Origin of the sequence: Bradyrhizobium sp. CER78 (genome assembly GCF_029846235.1) — a bacterium.
Classification (GTDB): Bacteria; Pseudomonadota; Alphaproteobacteria; order Rhizobiales; family Xanthobacteraceae; genus Bradyrhizobium.
Map to the genome: position 1 here is coordinate 326,838 of NZ_JARVWP010000001.1, position 24,048 is coordinate 350,885.

17 protein-coding genes are annotated in these 24,048 nt (G+C 62.9%); 7 read left to right on the forward strand and 10 right to left on the reverse strand.

Features of this window, described 5'->3' with window-relative positions:
* Window positions 1-74 precede the first annotated feature (74 nt).
* Both QDT69_RS01410 and QDT69_RS01415 read left to right on the forward strand, forming a co-directional pair.
* Window positions 75-1,004, forward strand: a complete 930-nt coding sequence (locus QDT69_RS01410) for a hypothetical protein (RefSeq protein ID WP_279704886.1) — start codon at window positions 75-77, stop codon at window positions 1,002-1,004.
* Window positions 1,005-1,029: 25 nt separating this feature from the next.
* Window positions 1,030-3,585, forward strand: coding sequence for a glycosyltransferase (locus QDT69_RS01415; RefSeq protein WP_279704887.1), 2,556 nt, complete (start codon window positions 1,030-1,032; stop codon window positions 3,583-3,585).
* Here the strand turns inward: QDT69_RS01415 and QDT69_RS01420 are convergent.
* Window positions 3,526-5,811, reverse strand: coding sequence for a glycosyltransferase family 2 protein (locus tag QDT69_RS01420; RefSeq protein ID WP_279704888.1), 2,286 nt, complete (start codon window positions 5,809-5,811; stop codon window positions 3,526-3,528). The two genes, QDT69_RS01415 and QDT69_RS01420, sit on opposite strands and share 60 nt — an antisense overlap.
* Window positions 5,812-6,091: 280 nt before the next feature.
* Here QDT69_RS01420 and QDT69_RS01425 point away from each other — a divergent pair, with 280 nt between their 5' ends.
* Window positions 6,092-7,399 carry a UDP-glucose/GDP-mannose dehydrogenase family protein gene (locus tag QDT69_RS01425; RefSeq protein ID WP_279704889.1) on the forward strand — a complete coding sequence of 436 codons (1,308 nt, stop codon included), beginning with the start codon at window positions 6,092-6,094 and terminating at the stop codon, window positions 7,397-7,399.
* Between the two features lie 362 nt (window positions 7,400-7,761).
* On the opposite strand, the gene rfbD is transcribed toward QDT69_RS01425, so the two are convergent.
* On the reverse strand, window positions 7,762-8,673 hold the full coding sequence (gene rfbD, locus QDT69_RS01430; RefSeq protein ID WP_279704890.1) for a dTDP-4-dehydrorhamnose reductase: 912 nt from the start codon (window positions 8,671-8,673) through the stop codon (window positions 7,762-7,764).
* Window positions 8,673-9,227, reverse strand: a complete 555-nt coding sequence (gene rfbC, locus QDT69_RS01435; protein WP_279704891.1) for a dTDP-4-dehydrorhamnose 3,5-epimerase — start codon at window positions 9,225-9,227, stop codon at window positions 8,673-8,675. Before rfbC ends, rfbD begins: the two co-directional genes overlap by 1 nt.
* Before the next feature lie 111 nt (window positions 9,228-9,338).
* Between rfbC and rfbA the strand changes: the two genes are divergently transcribed.
* From rfbA to QDT69_RS01450, 3 genes are read left to right on the forward strand one after another with little or no spacing between them, the layout of a single operon-like run.
* Window positions 9,339-10,250, forward strand: a complete 912-nt coding sequence (gene rfbA, locus QDT69_RS01440; protein ID WP_279704892.1) for a glucose-1-phosphate thymidylyltransferase RfbA — start codon at window positions 9,339-9,341, stop codon at window positions 10,248-10,250.
* Window positions 10,240-11,307, forward strand: coding sequence for a dTDP-glucose 4,6-dehydratase (gene rfbB / locus QDT69_RS01445; protein ID WP_279704893.1), 1,068 nt, complete (start codon window positions 10,240-10,242; stop codon window positions 11,305-11,307). The genes rfbA and rfbB overlap by 11 nt, the downstream gene beginning before the upstream one ends.
* Before the next feature lie 24 nt (window positions 11,308-11,331).
* The gene (locus QDT69_RS01450) at window positions 11,332-12,039 is read left to right on the forward strand and encodes a hypothetical protein (protein ID WP_279704894.1); all 708 of its coding nucleotides are present in this window, start codon (window positions 11,332-11,334) and stop codon (window positions 12,037-12,039) included.
* 129 nt (window positions 12,040-12,168) lie between these two features.
* Here QDT69_RS01450 and QDT69_RS01455 read toward each other — a convergent pair whose 3' ends face one another.
* Window positions 12,169-13,398, reverse strand: a complete 1,230-nt coding sequence (locus tag QDT69_RS01455; RefSeq protein ID WP_279704895.1) for a glycosyltransferase family 92 protein — start codon at window positions 13,396-13,398, stop codon at window positions 12,169-12,171.
* 240 nt (window positions 13,399-13,638) lie between these two features.
* On the opposite strand from QDT69_RS01455, the gene QDT69_RS01460 reads away from it, so the two are divergent.
* Window positions 13,639-14,835: a hypothetical protein gene (locus tag QDT69_RS01460; RefSeq protein ID WP_279704896.1), complete on the forward strand. Its 1,197-nt coding sequence runs from the start codon at window positions 13,639-13,641 to the stop codon at window positions 14,833-14,835.
* A gap of 70 nt (window positions 14,836-14,905) precedes the next feature.
* On the opposite strand, the gene QDT69_RS01465 is transcribed toward QDT69_RS01460, so the two are convergent.
* The 6 genes from QDT69_RS01465 to QDT69_RS01490 all read right to left on the reverse strand — a co-directional run bounded on the left by QDT69_RS01465 (window position 14,906) and on the right by QDT69_RS01490 (window position 23,981).
* On the reverse strand, window positions 14,906-15,829 hold the full coding sequence (locus tag QDT69_RS01465; RefSeq protein ID WP_279704897.1) for a glycosyltransferase family 2 protein: 924 nt from the start codon (window positions 15,827-15,829) through the stop codon (window positions 14,906-14,908).
* 11 nt (window positions 15,830-15,840) lie between these two features.
* Window positions 15,841-18,048, reverse strand: a complete 2,208-nt coding sequence (locus tag QDT69_RS01470; protein WP_279704898.1) for a glycoside hydrolase family 99-like domain-containing protein — start codon at window positions 18,046-18,048, stop codon at window positions 15,841-15,843.
* Window positions 18,045-18,176 (reverse strand): hypothetical protein, encoded by a 132-nt coding sequence (locus QDT69_RS01475; protein ID WP_279704900.1) that lies wholly within the window; start codon window positions 18,174-18,176, stop codon window positions 18,045-18,047. Before QDT69_RS01475 ends, QDT69_RS01470 begins: the two co-directional genes overlap by 4 nt.
* A 201-nt stretch (window positions 18,177-18,377) precedes the next feature.
* Complete coding sequence (locus QDT69_RS01480; RefSeq protein WP_279704901.1) at window positions 18,378-20,414, reverse strand: SEL1-like repeat protein; 2,037 nt, start codon at window positions 20,412-20,414, stop codon at window positions 18,378-18,380.
* The gene (locus tag QDT69_RS01485) at window positions 20,411-21,757 is read right to left on the reverse strand and encodes an HlyD family type I secretion periplasmic adaptor subunit (protein WP_279704902.1); all 1,347 of its coding nucleotides are present in this window, start codon (window positions 21,755-21,757) and stop codon (window positions 20,411-20,413) included. Before QDT69_RS01485 ends, QDT69_RS01480 begins: the two co-directional genes overlap by 4 nt.
* On the reverse strand, window positions 21,747-23,981 hold the full coding sequence (locus QDT69_RS01490) for a peptidase domain-containing ABC transporter (RefSeq protein WP_279704903.1): 2,235 nt from the start codon (window positions 23,979-23,981) through the stop codon (window positions 21,747-21,749). Before QDT69_RS01490 ends, QDT69_RS01485 begins: the two co-directional genes overlap by 11 nt.
* Window positions 23,982-24,048 lie beyond the last annotated feature (67 nt).

Sequence of the window (24,048 nt, forward strand, 5' to 3'; positions counted from 1 at the left end):
CTTCTATCACACAGATTTTTGGGGCACACTGTGTGAGAAACATATCGACCCATCCGTTAGGCTCGCAGGCGACCATGAACGAACAGATTCAGCAAAAAACCATTGACCTGGCACGAGGGCTTTTCCTTGTTCGCTACAATGGCGCGGAAGACAAGACATCACCTCCGGTGGTGCGGGTATATGCGGATCGCGCCAGCACTAACAATTGTAACATTATTACCGGGCCCGACGGGGCTAATGGAACCCTGTTCGCGCCCGAGACCGCGCTGGTCGTGTCGGTCGCCCGGCCAAGCCGCCTGATCGTCGAGGTCACGGCAGGGCGCGCCGGCGGGTCGACCGCCGCCAATATCAAGATCGAACCGCTGACCCAGGGACAGCCGGCCGCGCAGCCCGCCAGCCAGCCGTTCGATACGCACGAGCCCGACCCTGGCCTTGACCGTGGCGAGCCGAGCGATCTCAAGCTGTTGGCGCATGTCGCGGGTCTGGGCGACGTTACGGTCGGCCCGAATACCTGGATTGCCGGACCGGCTGCTCCGGCCCGGATCGAGGGAATTTCCCTCGATTGGCCGAACAAGCCCTACGATCTCAACCTGCAATATGCGGTCAAGTTCGCGAGACCGCAGCGGGGCGACAACCAGTTCGTTCCGCTTGGAACCTTTGCCGGAACCCGGGGACGCGCGCTGGCCATCACGGGGTTCTCGCTGGAAGCCACGGGCCCCGGCGCGGATCGCTACACCATCGCAGCCGAAACCATCTTCCTGGGCGCTCCGGCCCTGCGCGTGACCGGGAACCGGATCGTGGTGGCCGGGCCTTCAGGCCGGGAGCCGCTGGTGGGCCTCAAGCTCAGTGTCGAAGAGCACCGGGTGCAGGCAGCGCCGCTGGCGCCGCGGCAGCCGAGGCGCGCTGAACCCGTCGCCCCGATGCCCCGCCAGGAGGCGCCGCGCCTCGAGGGACGGGTGCGCGTGTTCCGGAGCCGGCAGAACGCCGTCAAGACGGCGGGCTGACCATGCGCGCAGACAAGGGCGACATTTGACCGCCGACGCGCGCAGGATCGCCTTTACGTCCAAAACGCTGCATCACGTCGATCTCGAGCGGGCCGCTGTCGGCGCGCTCGAGGCACGTGATTTCCGGCGCGCATTCGCGCTTGCCGACCGCCGCTGCCGGATCCTGCCGCATCCCGGCGCCCGCGCCCATCTGCTGCGCGCGGAGGCGCTGTTTCGCCTCGATCTCAGGGATGCGGCTGTCGCGAGCGTAGCCCGGGCGCTCGAGCTCGAACCGGACGATCTTGTCGCCGCTCGGCGGATGATGGCGTGGGGCGACGGCCTCCCGCAGCTCGAAGCCGCACGAAGCATCGCGCGGCGCGATGACGATGCGGATTCAGTCAGGAGCGCGCTGCTGCTGCTCGAGCAGAACGGCCAGGACAGCTGCGCCCGCGTCGACTTCCTCGACGAGGAGGTGAAGGGATGGGTGACGTGGCGAGGGTCGGACGATCCATATCTTTCACTGGCGCAGGCCGACCAATCCAGCACCATCCAGCTTCCCGCCGACCCCCGTCACAGATTCGCGCTCAACGGGCGACGCGCTGCGAGCTTCCGCCTGATGCGGCCGGCGTCCGCGAGCTCGCAACGCCTCGAGATCGCACAGGCGGACCACGTCATCGCAAGCATTCAACTCCCGGCCAACCGTGCACCGGATCGCCGCAATACACCCCAGCGCCCGCCTCGCGCGCGCAATGGCGAAACGCCCCCGCTCACCATCATCATCCCGGTCTACCGGGATCTGGACGCAACGCGTGCCTGCATCGAGAGCGCATTGTCGGCCGTCGCCTGCACGCCCGGCTCGACCATCGTCGTCGTCGATGATGCCTCGCCCGAACCCGCCATCAAGCATCTGCTCGGCGAACTGGCTGCGGAGTTGCGCATCCGGCTGCTGACCAACGCGCACAATCTCGGCTTTGTCGGCGCGATCAACCGGGCCCTCGGCGAGACGGGTGCGGGCGACGTCGTGCTGCTGAACTCGGACACGATCGTGCCGAAATATGCGCTGCAACGCTTGCGAAGCGCGGTGCGATCGACGCCGCGCGTGGGCACGGCGACCCCGCTCTCGAACAACGGCGAATATACCAGCTTTCCGGTCCCGAACCGGTCGAATCCCCTGCCCTCGCCCGGCGAGCTGGAATTGCTCGACGAATTAGCCGGCACGGCGAATTCCGGGATGGCCATCGACATCCCCAACGGCATCGGGTTCTGCCTCTACATCACCCGCGAATGCCTCGACGCCGTGCACGAGCTCTCCGACGACTTCTATCGCGGCTATCTCGAAGACGTCGACTTCTGTCTGCGCGCCACCGAGGCCGGTTTCCGCAACGTTTGCATCCCGTCAGTCTTTGTCGGACACGAGGGTTCTCGCTCGTTTCTCGGCGAGAAGCGTTCCCTGGTGCTGCGCAATCTTCGCGTCCTCGAGCACCGATACCAGCGCTATGCGACGGAATGCGCGGCGTTCCTGATTGCCGATCCGCTGCGCGATTGCCGCGCGGCGCTTGAGCTCAAGCTACTCTCGAACGAACGGCGCGCCGACGACCCGCACGTCATCCTCTGCGGCTCCTCGATCGGCCGCGAGATCGCCGTCAGGCGATGCAGGCAACTGGCGGCGGACGACAAGCGCGGCCTGGTCGTTCACTTCCGCACCGCCGGAGAACGCCGGATGGCCGCGATCTTCGATCCGGATGGCGGGGCCCCGCAGTCGATCACACTCGACGTTGCGACGCCCGAGGGCCGCGAGGCCTTGCTGAAGTGTCTCGTCGATCTCCGAATCGAATCGCTCGTGATCGCGGAACCAAACCGCATCCCCGGCGCCTGCCTGGCACAGCTCACGCAACATTTCGCCTACGACCTCCTGGTCACCGACACCGCATTTGCAACGCGCGCCGTGACTGGATCTGGCGTGCATCCGGACTGGACAGGTCTCGTCGAACGGGCCCGGCGCGTGATGGTGATCGGCGAAAACGGGGCCGAGTTCTCCGACGCGGTGCTCGGCCTGCAGGCGACCAGGCTGAGCGCCCCAGCGGCACAGCCGGTGCCACCGCGCGCCGTGAACGGCCCGGCGCGTCTCGGTCTGCTGGCCCTGCACGCTAGCGCAGCGGAATTTCGTTTCGTGAGAGCGTTGAGCGATCAAATGGCCGAAGCCGACGAAGACGCCGCGATCATCGTGCTGGGTACCACCCTCGACGATCTCAAGCTGATGCAGCGCGCGAACGTCACGGTCGCCGGCGCAATCGGCGTCGACGACGTCGCGACGCTGATCGATGGTCACGGCATCACGAAACTGGTTCTCGACATCGGCGAACCGGCATTCGGGCATCCGCTGGTGGACGCGCTGCTGGCAACCGGATTGCCCACTGCCGCGATCGAATGGAGTCCGGCACCACCGGGACGCAGCCGAAACACCGACCTGAAGCTGCAGCCAGGGCTTGATACCGACGACGCGATTGCCGCCGTCCTCGACTGGGTGGCCGAGGACGTGCCGCTACATCCCGATCGGAGGCATGGTCGGTTGAGGCGGGAGGTTGGCGCGCGGCTTCCATGACCGCGGCGGCCATGCGAGCGACGAGAACGGCGTCGAGTCCAGCCCCAGCAGCGGGCTGTAATAGGGATCGTCCAGCAGCACCGCGCCCCACTTCGCGCGCAGCATCGCCAGCTCGCGCCCGAAGCGTGCCTTGCGATCCGGCGCGGAATCGCGGCCCCGGCTGGCCGATTCCAGATGCACGAGTTTTGCGTCCGGCGTGAACACAATCCGCTTTCCGAGTTGGCGCAGCTTCAGGCACAGATCGATATCGTTGAAGCTGATCGGGAAGCGGATCTCGTCCATGCCGCCGACCGCCAGGAAATCGCGCTTGCGCATCAAGAGGCAGGCCGCCGTCAGCGCCGAGCATTCGTGCGCGACCTGGAGCAGATCGCCGTAACCGGGATCACCATCCATCCGATCGTTGAAGGCGTGCGCAGCCGAGAAATTGGCGCCAAGCACCACCCCACCATGCTGCACGACGCTGCTCGGCCACAGCAGCTTGGCGCCGACGGCTCCGACATCGGGAGCCGCGAGCCGCCACAGCATCTCCGCCAGCCAGCCGTCATCGAGCGCCTCGATGTCGTTGTTGAGAAAGCAGATGTTATCCGTATCGACGCAATCGACGGCAGCGTTGTTGATGGCTGCGAAGTTGAACGGCCCCTCGACCGAAATCACATCGATTTCGTCGTCGGACAGGCCCTCCAGATAATCCAGCGCGTCCGGCTCGCTCGAGCTGTTGTCGACGACGAGAATCCTGGCGTTGGTCTCATGTGCGGCGGGCAAGACCGTCTCGATGCATCGCTTGAGAAGCTCGGCGCGATTCCTGGTCGGGATGATGATCGTGGTGCGCTCATTCCAATCGACGACGCGCTTGACCCGCACGGCCGGAAGCAGACCCGCTGTCCGCGGCTCGACATGCGCCTTGACGCGAGCCCGCGCGAAATACGCCTCGCTTGCGGCGACAAGCTCGGTGGTTGCAGTGGGCGCATCAATCCCCGGCAACGCCGCAACCGCCCCCGGCAGATGATAGGTTCGCTCGGGTTCAGCGCAGGACAGGAAGATGTCGTAAAGCGACGCCGCCGATCGCAGCGCCTCCACGGCGCGCTCCCGGCGCACTGCAAAGCAATACGCGCCATAGCCCTGCTCGAGCGCACGTTCGAGATCGAATGCTGGAAACGCCAGCGGCCAGACCGCACCGGCACCCGCGGCGACCTCGACGTCGCCATAGGCGAGATCGCAGCCGGCTTCGGAAGCGAACACGTCGGCGAAGCGCTGCAAGGCATCCTCGGCGAGGATCGTCCCGCTCAGGCAGAAGACGAAGAACGCGCTGCTCGCGGCATCGCCGTCGATAAACTCGCGCGCAGCCGCCGGATCGAACCGGCTGAACCCGCGCGCCGGCAGGCACACCGCCGACCACGCCGCATGCCGTTGGGCCTCGAGGCTCTCGATGCTCTCGTCCACCCTGGCTTCGCCGATCAGGACGACCGCGGCCTCGGATGGAACGTCAGACTCGATCGCCGGCGCGAAACGCTCCTTCCAGCTGCGATAAGTGTGAAACGGCACCGAAGCGGGCAACAGCTGATCGAACAATTGTCCGCGCAACCGCTCGCTATCCCAGCGTCCGAGCTCCGCGATGGTCTGCTCCAGGCCGCGCTCGAAAGCGACGAATGCGATCGGCTCCGAGATCACGCTCCGTCCCGAAACTGTCCGTGCGGACAGCCCGCGCACGCGGCCGTCGGCAAAATGCTCGGGCAGATGAAAATCGATCCGGCGACCGACGCCGAACTCGCCGCCCCGCGCAACGTTGGTCCACCCGGTCGGCTTCACGGTCATCACCGGCCGCTGCGCGATCAGAATCTCGATGTCTTCGTCGACGTCCTGCGAAAGCCAGCCCTCGAAGCGCAGACCTCCGGCCCATTTGATTTCGCCGATCCGGTGCCACTGCGCGTCCGGAGCTGCGACATCGCAGCGAATCGGCACACCGACAGCACCTCCGATATTGGCCAGTCGCGCCTCGACGATCCCGGCGTTCGCGCCGACCTCATCCTGCACGTTGAAGGTAAAGCCAAATCGCCCGTCGCCGATTCCGGCATCGGCCAGCTCTGTTACAAACTCGTCACACAATGATGACATGTATGGCTCGCCATCGACGAGCAGCTCGACGGTGTAGCGCCGGCCGAGATCGGCGCGGTCGTAAACAAATCCAGAAAACGTCGTGCGATCGTATCTGGAGAATTGCGTTTGCAATGACGCGTGTTCAGCTCCTGAGGGCCTCTGCTTGCCAATCGTTTTCGTGCTCATGTCCAACCCTCAAACGGCGGCTCGATTGTCGGTCGATTTCAAGTTGAGAATATGTCCATGGCGCGTCAAAGGTGACTAGCGCGCACTCAACTGCACTGAGGCCATCACCGTTTGCACAAAAAGCCGCCGAGCTCCAACACAAACTATACGTATAAGACTTGGCGTTATCGGCGCCAATTGTGCTAGTGCTAACTCCTCCTCTCCACACTGATCGACGAGCGGATTCATGAAGATTGCAATGGTTGGAACGGGATATGTAGGTCTCGTATCCGGAGCTTGTTTTGCCGACTTCGGCCATCAGGTCGTTTGCGTCGACAAGGACGCCGGCAAGATCGAAGCCCTGAAGCGCGGCAAGATCCCGATCTACGAAACTGACCTCGATAAGCTCGTCGAGACCAACACCGCCGCCGGACGGCTGACCTTCACGACGGAGCTCGCGGGCGCCGTCGGCGACGCCGATGCAGTGTTCATCGCGGTCGGAACGCCCTCGCGGCGCGGCGATGGCCATGCAGATCTGAGCTACGTCTATGCAGCCGCCAAGGAGATCGGCGCCGCGCTCAAGAAGTTCACCGTGGTGGTCACGAAATCGACCGTGCCCGTGGGCACCGGCGACGAGGTCGAACGCCTGATCCGCGAGACCAGTCCCGACGCCGATTTCGCGGTGGCTTCGAACCCCGAATTCCTGCGCGAAGGCGCCGCGATCCAGGATTTCCGCCATCCCGACCGGATCGTCGTCGGCACCGAGGACGAGCGGGCCAAGAAGGTGATGGGCGAAGTCTATCGTCCGCTCTACTTGAACCAGGCGCCGATCCTCTATACCGCGCGGCGCACGGCGGAACTGATCAAATACGCCGCAAATGCCTTCCTCGCTACCAAGATCACCTTCATCAACGAGATCGCCGATCTCTCTGAAAGGGTCGGTGCGAACGTGCAGGAGGTCGCGCGCGGCATCGGGCTCGACAACCGGATTGGAACCAAGTTCCTGCATGCCGGCGCGGGCTATGGCGGCTCCTGCTTCCCGAAGGACACCCGCGCCTTGTTCAAGACGGCGCTCGATCACGACGTGCAGCTGAAAATCGTCGAAGCCACGCTGACCGCGAACGACAATCGCAAGCGCGCGATGGCGCGCAAGGTCGCCAACGTGCTCGGCGGCGAGCTGCGCGGCAAGACGATCGGCGTGCTTGGCCTGACCTTCAAGCCCGATACCGACGACATGCGCGAGGCGCCCTCGATCCCGCTGATCAACGGCCTGATTGATTTCGGTGCCAAGGTTCGCGCCTATGACCCGGTCGGCATGGAGCAGGCGCGCAAGGAATTGCCGGAGATCGAGTACTGCACGGACGCCTATGAATGCGCGCGCCAGGCCGATGCGCTGGTCATCGTGACCGAGTGGCGCCAGTTCCGCGCGCTCGATCTCAAGCGCATCAAGCAGGAGATGAAGCATCCTGTCGTCGTCGACCTGCGCAACATCTATCGCCCCGACGAGATGGCCGCGCACGGCTTCACTTACGAGAGCATCGGCCGGCCGCGCTGAGCGGCCGCAACGGACCGGCATCGATAGCCGCAGTTCGATCCTGAAGCCCCGCTCCGAGTAATCGGAGCGGGGCTCTGTTTTTGTGCTGACGCGTTTTCCTCACGCGTTCCGGTATCCACTTTGCTCTTAAGCGGACGAGTTTTGGTTGAATCGGCTGGGCGCGATCTCGGTTCACCTCTCCCCGTCGGGGAGAGGTCGGATTGCGCCTGGCGATGCGAAGCATCGTCCAGTGCAATCCGGGTGAGGGCTCTTGCTCTCTCGATAGACCGTAACTCCTCACCCGATTTGCTGCGCAAATCGACCTCTCCCAAGGGAGAGGTGAACCTTCGACGCCGTTCTAGCTCAACCGAATCTCATCAGGCTTAGGCGTGGGCGGGCACGCCGAGCTGGACGAACGCATCCAGCTCGCGTGCGAGCGCTTCCTGCCAGGTCGGCATCGTGACGCCGAACTGCGCCTTCAGCCGCGTCAGATCCAGCCGCGAATTGCCGGGTCGCACCGCCTTGGTCGGGAAATCGGCCGTCGCGATCGGAACGATATCGTCGACGGCGAGCGTGACGCCACGCGACCGCAGCCCGCCGACGATGGCGGTGGCAAAGCCATGCCAGCTGGTTTCGCCGGCGCAAACGAGATTGACGACGCCGCCCCTGCGCTCGAGTTGATCGTATAGCGTGGTCATGTTCGGCAGGACGATGCCGGCGACCGCACTGGCGATCGCTTGTGCGGTCGTCGGCGCGCCGATCTGATCGGCCACGATCCGCAGCTCCTTACGCTCGCCGGCAAGCCGCGCGATGGTGCGCAGGAAATTGGTGCCTTTTGCGGCATAGACCCATGAGGTGCGCGCGATCAGATGCGCTCCGCCCGCCGCCTGGATCGCGACGTCGCCGGCAAGCTTGCTCGCGCCGTAGGCCGACAACGGTTCGGTCGGGCTGTCCTCGCGCCATGACCGATCGCCTGAACCGTTGAAAACATAGTCGGTGGAGAAATGCACCAGCGGCACGCGGTTCGCAGCCGCCCATTTCGCGAGCGCTTCCGGTCCCCTGGCGTTGACCAGGAAGGCCAGCTCGCGCTCGTCCTCGGCGCGATCGACCGCCGTGTAGGCAGCCGGATTGATGATGAGATCCGGCTTCAGGCCCTCGAGCTGGGCCGTCACCATTTCCGGCTTCGACAGATCGAACTCCGCGGTCGGCGGCGAGATGATGGTGGCGTGGCTTTCCAGCAGAGGCTTCAGCGCACTGCCAACCTGGCCGCGCGTTCCCGTCAAAAGAATCCGCATCAGATTTGTCCATAGGTGGGAAGGTTGCTGGCGTCGGCGAGCAACGGCGCATCCGCATCCTTTGCCGACAGCTGTGGCTTATCGACGCCCCATTTGATCCCGATCGCGGGATCGTTCCAGCGGATCGAGAGCTCGTCCTTGGGGCTGTAGAAGTCGTCGCATTTGTAGAAGAAGTCGGCGGTTTCCGAGAGCACCACGAAGCCGTGGGCAAAGCCGCGCGGCACCCATAATTGCCGGCGGTTGTCCTCGCTCAATTCGACCGCGACATGCTTGCCGAAATTCGGACTGCCGACACGCACGTCGACGGCGACGTCCAGCACCTTGCCGCGCAGCACGGTCACGAGCTTGCCCTGGGTGATCGGGTTTTGCAGATGCAAGCCCCGCAGCACCCCATAGGCCGAGCGGGACATGTTGTCCTGCACGAAGGGGCGCGTGATGCCGTGCTCGACATAACGGGGCGCCTGGTAGGTCTCGAGGAAGAAGCCGCGCTGGTCGCCAAACAGCTTCGGTTCGACGATCAGGACTTCCGGAAGTTCGGTCTTGATGACGTTCATTTAACAAGGGTTCCAGTTTTGGGCAGGCCCGAAATGTTAATTTGCTACTCATAACAAACTTGTGCGGCGCACGCTATCTGTTATGTTTTGATAGTCAAACTGTGAGGGACCATGAAGGGCATCATCCTCGCCGGTGGAACCGGCTCGCGCCTCTACCCCGTGACTACCGTCGTCTCCAAGCAGCTGCTGCCTGTCTTCGACAAGCCGATGATCTATTATCCGCTGTCGACGCTGATGCTCGGCGGAATCCGCGATATTCTGATCATCTCGACGCCGCAGGACAAGCCGCTGTTCCAGCGGCTGCTCGGCGACGGCAGCGAGATGGGCGTCCGCTTCGTCTATGCCACGCAGGAGACCCCGCGGGGTCTTGCCGACGCCTTCATCGTCGGCCGCGAGTTCATCGGTGATGACTCCGTCGCCCTTGTGTTAGGCGATAACATTTTCTACGGCCACGGCCTGCCGAGCATGCTGTCGGCCGCCTCGGTCCGCAAGAAGGGCGCCACGGTGTTCGGCTACGTCGTGAACGCGCCGGAGCAGTATGGCGTGATCGAGCTCGACGGCATCGGCCGGGCGCTGTCGATCGAGGAGAAGCCGAAGCGGCCGAAGTCCAACGTCGCCGTCACCGGCCTCTATTTCTACGACAATGACGTGGTCGACATCGCGGCCGGCATCAAGCCGTCGCCGCGCGGCGAGATCGAGATCACCGACGTGAACAAGGCCTATCTCGAACGCGGCGACCTCTATGTCGAGGTGCTCGGCCGCGGCTTCGCCTGGCTCGACACCGGCACGCATTCCTCGCTGGTCGAGGCCAGTCACTTCGTCCAGATCCTCGAGCAGCGCCAGGGCCTGCGCATCGCCTGCCCCGAGGAGATCGCGCTGCGCCAGGGCTACATCTCGCTCGAAGCCTTCGCGCGGGTGGCGCAGAAGACCGCAAAGAGCAGCTACGGCGAGTATCTGCTGTCGGTCTACCGTTCGTTCCAGGGTCAGCCCCGCACAGCCGAGGTATTCAAACATGCGGTTTAAGGGATCGACGATTTTCGTCACCGGCGGCGCCGGCTTCATCGGCTCCGCCGTGGTCCGTCACCTGCTGCGCGACACCCACGCCCGCGTCGTCAACATCGACAAGCTGACCTATGCGGCGAACCTGGCCTCCCTGCCCGGCTCGAGCGAGAGCCTGAACTACACCTTCGAGAAGGCCTGCATCTGCGAGGGACCGGTGCTGCGCCGCCTGTTCGAGAAATATCAGCCCGATGCGGTGATGAATCTTGCCGCGGAAAGCCACGTCGACCGCTCGATCGACGGCCCCGGCGAATTCATCCAGACCAACATCGTCGGCACCTTCACGATCCTGCAAGAGGCGCTGCGTCACTGGCGTACGCTCTCGCCCGAGAAGCGCGATCAGTTCCGCTTCCTGCATATCTCGACCGACGAGGTGTTCGGCTCGCTCGGCGACGAAGGGCTGTTCACCGAGACCACGGCCTATGCGCCGAACTCGCCCTATTCGGCCAGCAAGGCATCGTCAGATCATCTGGTGCGTGCCTGGCGCGAGACCTATGACCTGCCGACCCTGGTGACCAACTGCTCCAACAATTACGGTCCCTATCACTTCCCGGAGAAGCTGATCCCGCACATGATCATCAAGGGGCTCGCCGGCGAGCCGCTGCCGGTCTATGGCGACGGCCAGAACGTCCGCGACTGGCTGTTCGTCGAGGATCACGCCAAGGCGCTGACCTTGGTGCTGGAGCGCGGCGAGATCGGCGAGACCTATAATGTCGGCGGCCGCAACGAGCGCACCAATCTCCACGTCGTGGAAAGCATCTGCGACCTGCTCGACGAGGTCGTGCCGGCTGCGGCAGGCCCGCGGCGCAAGCTGATCAACTTCGTCGCCGACCGTCCCGGCCACGACCGCCGCTATGCCATCGACGCCACCAAGCTCGAAACCGAGCTCGGCTGGCGTGCCGAGGAGAATTTCGAGACCGGCATCGCCAAGACAGTGCGCTGGTATGTCGACGAGCAACCCTGGTGGCGCGCGATCCTGGAGCGCGGCTACAAGGTGGAGCGCGTCGGCCTGAACCAGTAGCTGCCGTCTCGCCAAGCCACCGGCGTGGACAGCCAGCAGGAAACCGAGAAGCGCGATGATGATTCAACCGGATCACATCGCGACTTGGCCAGCCGCGACCGCCTTCCGACGGTGGATTGGCAGCCATCCGACAGACAACAAATCGAGAAGCCACGGGGTCCCGCCATGAAAATCGCAATGGACGGCCAGGAACTGACACTGTTCAAAAGCTTCGTGGATCTCTCGAAGCGTTACCTGGAATTCGGCTCGGGCGGGAGCACCTGGCTCGCCTGTCAAACCAAGAAGGAATGGGTCATCTCGATCGATTCCTCCCTGGAATGGCTCAACAATGTCGGCGACGCCACGCGCGATGCGAGCACCAAGCCGCTGCTGCTGCACGTCGATATCGGCAAGCTGCGCGAATGGGGTTATCCGATCGAGAAGGAGAAGGAGAGCTCCTGGCCGGAATATCACGAGCGTGTCTGGGATCGTCCGGAAAGCAAGACGGCCGACCTCTATTTCATCGACGGCCGGTTTCGCGTGGCGAGCTTCGTGCAGTGCGTACTGCACGGCGCACCGGGAGCCTTCATCGCAATTCACGACTTCGAGAACCGCCCCCACTACCATTCGGTTCGGACGGTCGCACAGGAAATCGCGCGCGCCAACAACATGTCGATCTTCCAGAGGCCTGCCAGGATCGACGTCGATGCCGCGCAAGCCCTGCTTGCGAAATACCGGCTGGAGCCGCTGTAGCCTGCAGCCGTAGCCAGAAGCTTCTGCCGTCGATCGCTGCTGCGGTCAAAGATCACGCAAGCTGCATGATTGACCGGGCGCGCCGCCTGGCGCGCCCTTCTGCGGCGACGAAATCGCTGTCGGCTGGATCTAGCTTTGGACCAACTTCTTCAGCTCCGGAAGAAACCGCTGGATCGTGGCGTCTTCCACATCGTTGCGATCCCGCAATGTGAAGAACTCCATCGCGCGGATCTTCTCGGGATCTCCATCGGCGAGCGGCCGGCCGCGCTCGCGCTTCTTCAGCAATTGCTCGCGTGACTTCGTGTAGTAGTGATTGATCACGAGCTTGCTCCGCTTCGGAGCGGTCCAGCGGCCGTCGATCGGGAAAATCGGCGTGCCGTCTTCCGCGACGTAGCAGCCGAGAACGAGCGATTGATGCGGATGCAGGTAGGACACGATGGTGTCCGGCCGCACGATCGACTTCATGATGAAATGATCCGGGAAGTCGTCCGGGGCGCGGTGCGTGAAGGACTCGATGCACAGGCCGTCCGGCCTCGTGTCGTGACCGTTCGATCCGAAGTTCAACCAATGCACCGCGACCGCCGGCGCCGGGCCGAGTTCGGCCAGGACGTCCTTGATGTTGCCGGCCTGCGTCGGAAACAGATACTCGTCGGCATCAATGAAGGCGCACCATTCCGCACAATTGCGATAGGTGTCGATCGCATGCGAGAAGGCGCGCATCTGGCCGAATTCGCCCTCCACGAAATGATAGGTGATCATCTCGGGCCACGGGAAGGACTCGATCACGGCGCGCGTATTGTCGGTGCTGCCGTTGTCGTACAGGTAGAAGTGATCGACGCCGACCAGTCGGTGGAAGTGCAGCCATTCCAGGAGATCGTCGCCCTCATTCTTGATGGCGCACACCGCGGCGAGGCCGTGCTTCTTCCGATCGACCCCGACATAGAGCTTCTTCGCCTCCATCACGCGCAGGAGGCCGGCAAACTCGCGCCGCAGATTTTCACTTTGTGGAGCTGCTGCGAGCGCGGACAAATAGACATCCTGTGCTTCCTCACCAGCCCCCATGTTGAGATCCGCGATCGCAAGGCGATGCAACACCCGCGAGTCGGATGGCATCTGCTTGACGAGATCGAGAAGGATTCCACGCGCTCCGGCGAAATCACAGGCCTGCACAAGCGCTGCCGCCTTTGCAAACTGGAATTCCTTGTAATCGCCGAATTGCTGTTCCAACTGCTCGACCGACTGGATGAGCTCGTCGGGCTTCGGATTTGCGATCCGCCCGGAAAAGAAATCTCGAAGCCTTGTCTCGATCTCACTTGCTGGAAGCGTATCGAGATTCACGCCTGAGCTGAAACTAGACAATGCAGGAATTTCCATGTCCAACCTGAGCCGCTCCCCACGAGATCAACAAGCAATTACCATTGGTTCGCACCACGAATTCCGTATTAGCGCACTTATCCTACAAGAATAAGGCTATAACACGTAGCGCTCACATTTAACTGTTGTAAGGTTATTTCGATGAAAATCAATACAATGGAGTACAGGGCTCGCTGTCATTTGCACGAAACCGTCGCACAGGACGAGAACGACCGGAGATCGCCAATGGACAATGGGAACGAAGCAATCCGCAAGCCGTTTGCCCTTACGAGACGGATGTTTTTGACATCGTTATCCGCAAGCCTGCTGCCCGGCTCGCTCAGCGTCCTGGGTTCCAGTCACCCTGCTGCGGCCGCGGCAGCTTCACGGCCTCTCGTCGGCGCCATCCGATGGGACGCATGGTATTCGCCGGGCTCGCAGCCGACGGAAGCCATGAAGCAATCGCTCGGTCCGCAGAAATATCGTTGGCGGGCTCCCTTCTTCGGCGCCCAGATCAACCGCGATCCAAACGCGCTTGATTTTTCGAGCTCGGTCGAGGCCGAGATCGACAAGGAAATCGACCAAGCCATCTTTGCCGGACTGGACTATTGGGCATTCGCCGGCTACGGGGCCAACCACCCGATGTCGAAAGCGCTGTACGCATTCAGAACCCGTCCGAAGGCGGCCCAGCTGAAGTACTGCATGTTCACCGAGCTCGGTCGATGGGGATCGGCAGCGAAGCTGTCGCCGCTCCCCCACGAGCACATCGGCCTGATGGCGGACAAGAATTATCTGAGGGTGGAAGGCGATCGGCCGCTCTACTTCCTCGGCTTCATCAAGGGCGCCGACGTGCAGCGAAGCTGGGGAGGTGTGCAAGGTCTTCGCACCCAACTGAGCAAGTTCAAATCCGATGCGACCGCAACCGGCGTCGCGGAGCCGTACATCGTGCTGGCGGGCGATACGAAATTCCTGAGCCAGGAGGCCGCCAATCTGGGCGCCGATGCGGTCGGGTCGTATGCGATTACAACCGGCAACGGCCGCGGGAGCTTTGCAGATCTCGCGAAGTATGCCGAGAAAGGCTGGAATGCCTTGGCCGCCAGCCGGGTCCCTGTCGTGCCCACGGTGATGACAGGATGGGACAGGCGCCCTCGCATCGAGCATCCCGTGCCCTGGGAAACGTCGCAGCGTCCCGGCGACGGCATCACCAATTTCTACACGGCTCCGACGAAGCAGGAACTGGCGAGCCACCTCGCGCAATCGATCCGCTGGGTGAACAGCCAAGCACCTGATCGCCGCGCGCCCGCGGTGCTGATCTACGCCTGGAATGAGAATGACGAGGGTGGCTGGCTGGTGCCGACGCTGCCATGTCAAACGGAGCGCCTTGAAGCGCTACGCGAGGTTCTCAAGACGACGACACGCGCGGCGACGAAGAACCTTTGCTAGGCCGATTCAAGTAAGGTGCGGCGCGGCTTGCCTAAAGCCGCGCCGAACTCAAGATCGGCTCGACTCCCGATCAGCGCCAGCGAAGCGGCCTGGTCCGGTCGTTCGATTCCACCGTCCGGTGTTCGAGATGATAGGGCGCGTAGATCTGCTTCACCCAATAATTGAAGTTCGGGTGCAGCTTCACGAAGTCGTAGAATGAATCGCCGAAATTGGACGGGCTGAGGCAGGTCTTGTTCTGAGGCCGCGACGAGATGGCATTCAGGCAATACGACACCATGCAAGCCTTGGTCTCGCTCTCCGCCACCTTGCTCAGAGTTCGGAAGCTGTTGGTGGAGTGCAGCCGGTACAGATAGCGGTCGGCCTCCAGGTAAGTCGGCTCGACCTTGGTGACGGCGCGCAAGGCGAATTCCCAGTCGTGGCAGTATTTCAGGTCGGCAAGCCAGCCCACCTGCCGCAGCAGTTCGCGGCTGAACACGAAGTTTCCGGTCGACGCGGCAATCTGCGAATCCAGGAATGTCCATGACAACGGCGCGCCTGCAATCTGGGCTCGGTCGATCGCATAACGCAGGCGCGTCGGAAACTGGTAGTTGCTGATCGACTTGCCATGTTCGTCGATCGGCTCGACGGCCGAGAAGCCGAAGAACAGCCGCTCGTCGCCATGCTTGTCCGCGAACAGCTGGACCCGCTCCCTGGAAAAGGCATCGTCCGAATTCAGGAGGAAGATCGTGTCGCCTTTCGTCAGCGACAACGCCCTGTTCCAGGTGTAGTGGGCGCCAAGATTCTGGGGGTTCTTGAGCAGCTTGCAGGACACGAAGCGCTTTCCGAACGACCGCCTCTTGATGACCCGCTGCGCGACTTCAAAACTCCTGTCCGGCGAATTGTCGTCGACGATGACGAGCTCGATGTCGGCAAACGTCTGCTGATAGACGGTCTCGAGGCATTCCTCGAGATACTGCTCGTGCTTGTAGCACGCGATGACCACACTTGCGAGCATCGGCGGCGACCTCAACGTCTCACGATGATCGAATGGCGCGACCTCACCAGCGCACTGGCGCCGTCGCCGACCTCCAGGACCGCGAGTTGGTATTCACCATCCGGCAAGTCTCGAATCGAGAACGACAGCTGGAAGCCGAAATAGCAATCCTTGCTTTCGGCCTTCATGTATTCCTTCACGTCGACGCGCTCGTGCCAATCGACGATCAGGCAATAGCCGCCGTTGATTGCCCCTTCCGCGGCAAGCCCCGACAAGACCAGGAATCCCGTTCGCTGCCTGCTTGCTTCGAAGGCGCTGCCCGCGCAAATCCATCCCCGCACCAAGATCTCAAAGCGCGGATCAACGATCACCCGTTCGCCGGTCTGGGAATTGATGTTCTCGATGACCAGCAACGAACCTGCCGGATCGTCGGACGCGCCGTCCGCCTCAACCGGAGTACCGCTCCTCAAGCGCTGCACCCCCGAATGAGTGAGACCCGACCGGTGCAGATTTGCGAGCACTTCGACATGCGTCGAGGCTTCCTTCACCGCCCATTCAAGCTCCTGCCTGCTCAGGCAATCCAGCAGATCCGGACTATTCCTGATCTGCGCCGAAATAGGCTCAGCCGATGCAACCCTCCGCACAACCTCGAGGAAGGCGCGGCCATGACGCGAATCCGGCTCGAGATGAGCCCCTTCGGCCCATTCGTTCCAGGAATTGATAAACACCAGTGACTCGGAGAAGCTGTTGCCCTTGGCCCGCAGGGTGGCGTCGCGAAGCCAGACCTCGAACGCTTCCGGGCTGGACCTCGTGAAGACGTGACCGCGCGGTCCCTTACGCGGCGTATTGTCCCAACGCGGCATCACAGCAGGGAAGAACGGGAAGTCGTAGGTCTTGCCGATCGACGATCGCATGGCGTCGACATAATCGTACACCTTCCCGGCGAAGGTCGCCGGAGCATCGACTTCGGTCGGCGGCACTTCCCGCGTCGTGACCGTGTGCGGCGGAAACTCGATGGCCGCATCACAATTGACGTCGCGCGGATCGAACTCGCCGAAGGTCATCGCATTGCAGATGAGAATCTCGCCAATGCCGAGCTCCCGGGCTCGCTCGCGCCAGATCTCGAACAGACGCTGCTTGTCCGGCAACAATGACGGCCGGTAGATGACGATGACCTTTCGACCATCCACCGTGATGTAGCGCTCGTCGAGCAGCAGGTCGGCCATGTCGTCGATAAAGCGGACATCGTCGTCCAGCGAGTGATTTTGTCCGAGCAGCAGCTCGGCATCCGAGCCGTCCCACCGGCGCGACCAGTTCTCGTTGGCCCAGCAGATGCAGAAAGGTAGGTTCGGCTCGCCGTCCTCGAGCAAGAGCTGAAGCGGCTTTTCCAGCAACCTGCGACCCTGGAACCAATACACGTAGTAGCAGAATCCATCGATGCCGTACTTGCGCGCGAGGTCGCCCTGCTGGCGGCGCGTCTCCGGCAGCCGGACATCGTAGAATCCAAGATCGGCCGGCAGCCACGGTGATTCATGAGACGGAAACTGGGCGCGCATGCGCGCGACATTGGTCCACTCGGTGAACCCCGGTCCCCACCACCTGTCATTTTCTTCAAACGAATGGAATTGCGGCAGGTAGAAACAAATATAGCGCACCTCCTTGGTGGAGGCGTTCGCCGGTCCCGCAACGCTTCGGTTATCGACGCCGGGAAACAGCAGATCGTCGTAGTCTTCGAGCGAGAAGCCGAGCGCAACGACCACTTCGCTCGGCGCGAAGTTCTCGAACAGCGGGATCTCGTAATATTCCCCGTCGCTCAGGCTGATGCGCAGATAGATCTGCGCATGCTTGGGCTCCACCAGCGTGTTTCTCAGGGCACGCGCCAGACGGCGGCGTACGCCCGGCGTCGACAGATCGATCCGAAATCCGGGACGCCCGATCACGCTGCGCGGACCGATGCGGGCCGGCATGGATCGACCGGTGCGTCCCTCTTCGACACAGTGGGAGCCGACGAAGAGCGCTATCGAAACCGTTGCCGCGGGCGACTGGGCATCGACGATCCAGCCCGAGATTCCCCGCCCCGAATATTCGAGGATCGCGCCGCGCAACCGTGATCCTGACTGGAGATCGCTGATATCGGGATCCAGGAACAGGCTCTGCGGATGGTCGTCCTGCTGAACCGGACTGGCAACGGGCAACATATCCTTCGTATCCCTGACGCTCCGTTCGACCATCTTGTTCATTGCCACTCGATCTCCTGCCAACGTTTAACGCCGGCTCCAGTTTCTTTCCCGGTCACGCGGACGTTCGATGCCGACATCACGCCGCCTGACACGCCTCTGATCATGACCTCTTGGTTCTTATCGATCATCTTCACACAACCAGAGGTGCAATGAGCATTTATTCCGCGAACCCACATTAACGCAATCTCTCTATCGTCGATATGAAAGCCATTGTTAGTTCTGCCTAGATTGTCACGCAGAGGTGCGCGCTTCCGTGCCTTCGCGCCCAAAAACAAAGCCGTTCACCGTCTCTGCCATTGCGTGCGACGAGATGTCCGCCTCCAACAATCTCAGCCGACGCTCTCGCCCATCGCCTGCAAACGACGTAGCGCGCCTTCGTTGTTCTGCTGCGCCGCCTTTCGATACCAACGCAGCGCCTGGTCGCGATCCTGCGCGACGCCGTTGCCGGCACGCAGTGCGTCGCCGATGGCGAGCTGGGCCTCGACCATGCCTTGCTCCGCAGCTGCCGCGAACCACTCGGCCGCCTTCGCCGGATCAGCCTCGCGGCCCTGGCCGCGCCCGAGCATCACCGCAAGGTTGTATTGCGCCGTCGTATGGCCCTGGCGCGCCGCGGCCTCGTACCATGTCACGCCCTGCGCAAGGTCCTGCGCGACGCCCTGCCCGGTGCAATACATAACGGCAAGCTTGAATTGTGCTGCGGCATTGCCGCCATCGGCAGCCTTGACGATCCAGCTCGCGGCGGCCTGCGGATCCTTGAGGCCGCTCTTCGGATCCGAATACAGCAGCGCCAAGGTGTGCTGCGCCTCGACATGGCCGGCGCTTGCCGCGCGCTTGAACCATTGCGCCGCAGCCGGAAGATCGACGGTGCCACCGGACCTTCCCATGTGAAGCCCGCCGAGTTGAAATGCCGCCGCCGAATGACCGCCCTCGGCGGCATCGGTCAGCAACGTGCGTGCTTGCGCAAGGCGCGCTTCGGACGGCTCCTCCTGGATCAGAAACATGGCATAGGCGGTCTTGGCATCGGCGTCGCCGCCATTGGCCGCCTTGCTGAGCCATTCCGCTGCACGCACCTGATCGCGCGGCACGCCGTTGCCCGCCGAGTAGAGCCGGCCCAGCTGCACGCCTGCTGCGCTGATGCCTCCCTCGGATGCGCGCTCGAACCACTTGATGGCGGTCGCGACATCGCGCGTCACGCCGTTGCCGTTGAGATAGAACACCGCGATGTTGTGGGCCGCGGTCGCGTGACCGCTCTCGGCCGCACGCTCGAACCATTTCGCCGCCTGGCGGACGCTGGGCGGCACGCCGGTGCCGGTGGCATAGAAGCGTCCGGTAAAAAACTGCGCCTGCACGTCACCGCGCTCGGCTGCCTTCTCGTACCAATACGCCGCCTCGCGCAGATCCGGCTCGGCAGCCGTGCCGAGTGCATAGAACTCGGCCAGCGCCTGGATCGCCGGCAGGTAGTCCTTGCGTGCCGCCTTGCGCAAGGCGGTCTCGGCCTTGTCGAGATCCTTGGCAGCCCCTTTGCCGCTCAGCCGCAACAGGGCGATGTTGTACAGCGCGATGGCGTCGTCATGCGCCGCCGCGCTCTGGAATAGCCGCGCGGCTTCCGCGACATTTGCGGGAAGCCCGGTGCCCTTGAGGCACATGAATGCGAGCGCAACCTGCGCGCGGACATGGCCCTGCTCCGCTGCCTTGTGATACCAGATCGCGGCCTGCGCGAAGTCGACGGGAACGCCGCGTCCCTGATAATGCACGTCGCCGAGCGCGAATTCGCCGGCCGCCGCCTTCTGCTCGGCCGCGGCCTCGTACCAGCGCAGGGCAACGGCGTGATCCTTGGTGCAGCCTTGCCCGTTGGCGTACATGTCGCCCAGGATTGCCTGCGCGTCCGCCTTGCCGGCCTCCGCCGCCACCGACATCCAGAGGAAGGCGGCGTCGAGGTCTCTCGCCACGCCGATTCCGTTCGGGAAGACCAGGTCGTGGAGATTGGTCGCCTTGTCGCCGAGACGCGCAGCAGTGGATTGCCGCCACATCTCGGGCTTGTTCGGTCCGACAGACGCCTTGACCCCGTGCAAGTAGATCAAGCCGAGCTGGAATTGCGCTTCGATATGTCCATTCAGGGCGGCGCGTTCGTACCACGCGACCGCGTCCGGAATGTTGCCGATGACGCCCTCGTTCCTCGCATAGAGCAACCCGATCCGGTAATCCGCCTCCGGATTGCCGGCCCGCGACGCCAGCCTCCAGAGGCGCAACGCCTCCAGATACTGCCGGTTCTCGTAAGCCTCCAGTCCCCGTTCGAACTGCGTTGCTTCCGAACGGGACGACCCGGGCTTGAGCAGGTCGAGAAGGGATCGCGTCAACACCGTCATGGCTCGCGCATCGCTTCTTTTGCGCTGCGCAGCATGCCGCCGAGCAGATACATCGCCACCGAACGGGTGCCGACATTGACATCGCCCTGCAGCGTCATGCCGGGGATGAGGCGGAAGTTTTTCGGAACATCCTTGAAGTTGGTCTCGTCGACCGAACATCGCGCCTTGTAGTAAGCATCGACGGGCTTTCCGTCATCATCGGTGGTGAAGGCACCTTCGCTGATCCAGCGAATCCTGCCCTGCGCCGTGCCGTGCTCCGCCGCGTTGAACGCATCGATCTTCATCGTGCAGGGATCGTTCGGCCGGACGAAGCCGACGTCGCGGGACAGGATCTGGATCTCGGCCTCGAGCCGGGTCTTGAGCGGCATCAGCGTGATGAAGGGATCGCCCGGCTTCAGCACCGATCCGACCGAGAGCTTGGCGAGGGTCAGCACGACCGAAGGTTCGGCCGCCGTCCAGCGGACGAGGTCCTGGTGCTTGATCGCCTTGTCGTACTGCGAGCGGGCCGTATCCAAATTATTGCGCGTCGTCACCAGATCCTGGCTGAGCTGCGCGTTCCACTGCTCGGTGAAGGCGTTGCGATCCGCCTTCAGCGACTCCAGCTGGTGTTGCGCTTCCAGCAGGGTGTTGTGCGTGTTGTCGATCTGACGCAGCAGCTCCAGGCGATTGTCCTGCGACAGATACAGGTTCAGCTTGGATCCGCTGCCGCTTTCGGCCAGCGTCGAGCGCATGTCCTCGATCTTGCCGGCGATATCTGCACGCTGGCTGTAGCGCTCGTCGTCCTTCTTCGCCTTCTGGATCGTCGCTTCGGTCTGACTGATCTTGGAATCGTAGCTGTTCACCTGGGCGTGGTACTGCGCGACGCGCTGATCGTAGAGCGCCTTTTGCAAGGCGTTGTATCTGGTGACCTCGGGGTCCTTGGATTGCCCGAACGACAACTGCTTTCCGGACAATTCGGCCTCGTCCCGCGCGACCTGCGCCTCGAGGCTTGCAATCTGCAGCTTGTACTGCGTGACGTCGGCAGCGGTGAATGTCGAGTCGAGGGTCGCAAGCTGCTGCCCCGTCTCGACCTGCTCACCCTCCCGAACATCGATCGTCTTGATGATCGATGCGTCCAGCGCCTGCAGCACGTTGATCTGATCGACCGGGACGATCCTGCCGCCCACGCTCGTGATCACCCGATCGACGCGCGTGAAGCACATGATCGCCACGACGGCTACCATGAACGCCGACAGGACGAACAGCGTCGCGCGGGCCAGCAACGGCTCCGGCGCCTCGCGGATCGCATCGGTTTCGGACTGGAACTGGCGGACGGTCGCGAGCGAAGCTTGATTAGGAGACAAGGGTCGGGCTCCTGAAGTTCTTTTCGGTGCGGCCCGCCGGCACCAGATGCGTGTTCTGCTGGTACCAGAGCGAGCTATAGATGTCGTTGCGTTCCAGAAGCTCCTCGTGGCGACCGATATCGTTGACCACGCCACGATTGAGCACGAGGATCGCATCGGCCTTGGTCAGCGACGACAGGCGATGCGAAATGATGATCAGCGTGCGCCCCTGTGCGATCCGCGAAATGTTCGCGTTGACGATCGTCTCGCTCTCCGCATCGAGCGCGCTGGTCGCCTCGTCCAGGATCAGGATCGGCGGATTGACGATCAGTGCCCGCGCGATCGCGAGGCGCTGACGCTGGCCGCCGGAGAGATTGGTCGATCCCTCGTAGATATAGGTCTCGTAGCCTCGCGGCAGCTTGTCGATGAACTCCTCGGCGCCGGCCAGTCGCGCCGCCCTGACGACATCGTCGAAGGTCGCATCGGGCTTGGCGGCCGCAATATTCTCGCGGATCGTACCGCTGAACAGGAAGTTCTCCTGCAGCACCACGCCCACATTGCGCCGGAGATGGTCGACATCGTATTCGCGAACATCGACACCGTCGACCTTGATCAGACCACCGTAGTCGGAGTGCAGGCGCTGCAACAGCCGCGTGATCGTGGTCTTGCCGGAGCCGCTCTTGCCCATCACGCCCAGCGTCGTGCCGAGCGGAATCTCGAAGGAGATGCTGTTCAGCGCCGGCGACACCGCGCCCTTGTACTTGAACGTGACGCCGGAGAATTCGATATGCCCCTTCAGCGGGACCCGAACGCCATGGCCGGAACGTCCCTCCTCGGGCGGCTGATTGACCAGCCTGCCGACGATCGTGACCGCGGTGCGCGCCTCGTCATACTGGTTGATGAGCTGGGCCATCTGCATCAGCGGGCCGGCAACGCGTTGCGACAGCATCAGAAACGCGAACAGCGCGCCAACGTAGACTGGATCGCCGCTCGACACGGCGAGGTAGACACCGAACGCATAGGGAGCACTCACCGCCAGCCGTTCCAACGGCTTCACCACCGTCTGGATGGCGGTTCCGGTCAGGCCTTCCGCAAGGCGAGCCTTGGCGACGCGCGCCACAAGCACATCCCACATGTGGCGCTGCCGCGTGTCGAGCGCCAGCGACTTGATGGTCCGCATGCCGTTCAGGCTCTGGATCAGAAACGCTCCCTGCACGCCTTCAGCGGCCAGAGTCGCCGAGGATTTCTTCCGGTAGGCGGGCAGCATCAGGATCAGCCAGGTTACGATTATTCCGGCAAAGGCAAGAACCATCAGCGTCATGATCGGGCTGAAGAAGAACATGACGGGCAGGAAGAAGAACAACGTCGTCGAATCGAGGATGGTCCCGAACAGCTGTCCGGTCAGAAAGCCGCGAATTCGGAACACTTCGCGAATATCCCGCGAAATCAGGCCGACCGGATTCTGCTCGAAGTAATCGATCGGCAGATTGAGCACCTTCTCGAACACATAGGTCGACAGCTTGACGTCGAGCCGTGCCGTCAGACGCTGGACCAGATACTGCCGCAGGAACGTGAACGCCGACTCGAACATGATCAGCACGAACATCGCGATACACAGCACGTAGAACGTGTTGTAGGCCTTGTAGAAGATGACCTTGTCCGAGAGCAGCCGCCAGAACATGATCGGTCCGAGGCCCATGAGGCCCAGGATCAGCGCCGCGATCGCGACGTCACGCAGGATACGCCGTTCGCGGAACAACAATGCGGTGACGAAGCCGAAGCTGAACGGCTGGGTTTCGTCCGATATCTCGTAGTCGCGCTTGGCCATGACGACGTCGCCCGACCAGATGTCCTCGAAGCGCGGCTGATCGATCACGAGCAGCGCGTCCTCGCTTGCGTTCGGATCCTGCAGGACCACCCGGGTGCTGTCTTCATCGCCCTCGAGGCGCAGCAGCACCATGTGGCTGCCGTCGCGCAGGCGAACGATCACCGGCAGCGCCCGCTTGAGATGGCTCAGCCCCTTCCAGTCCAGCGTGACGGCCTTTGCCGTCATGCCCGAGGTATTCGCGCATTTCAGAAGCTCGGGGAGTGTGACCTCCTGGTCACCCAGGAGATTGTCCTGGATGAGCTGGGTCGGGGTCAGATGCAGACCATGCTGTCTTGCCACGATGACCAGACAGGCGAGGCCCGAGGGTGGCAGTCCCTCCACCGAAGGTGCGCCGACGAGCGAGAGGTGTTTGGTCATGGATGCCTCGAAGTTTCGACTGCGCAAGATCGGGTCGTTAGCGAGATATAACTTATCACTGTTAGTT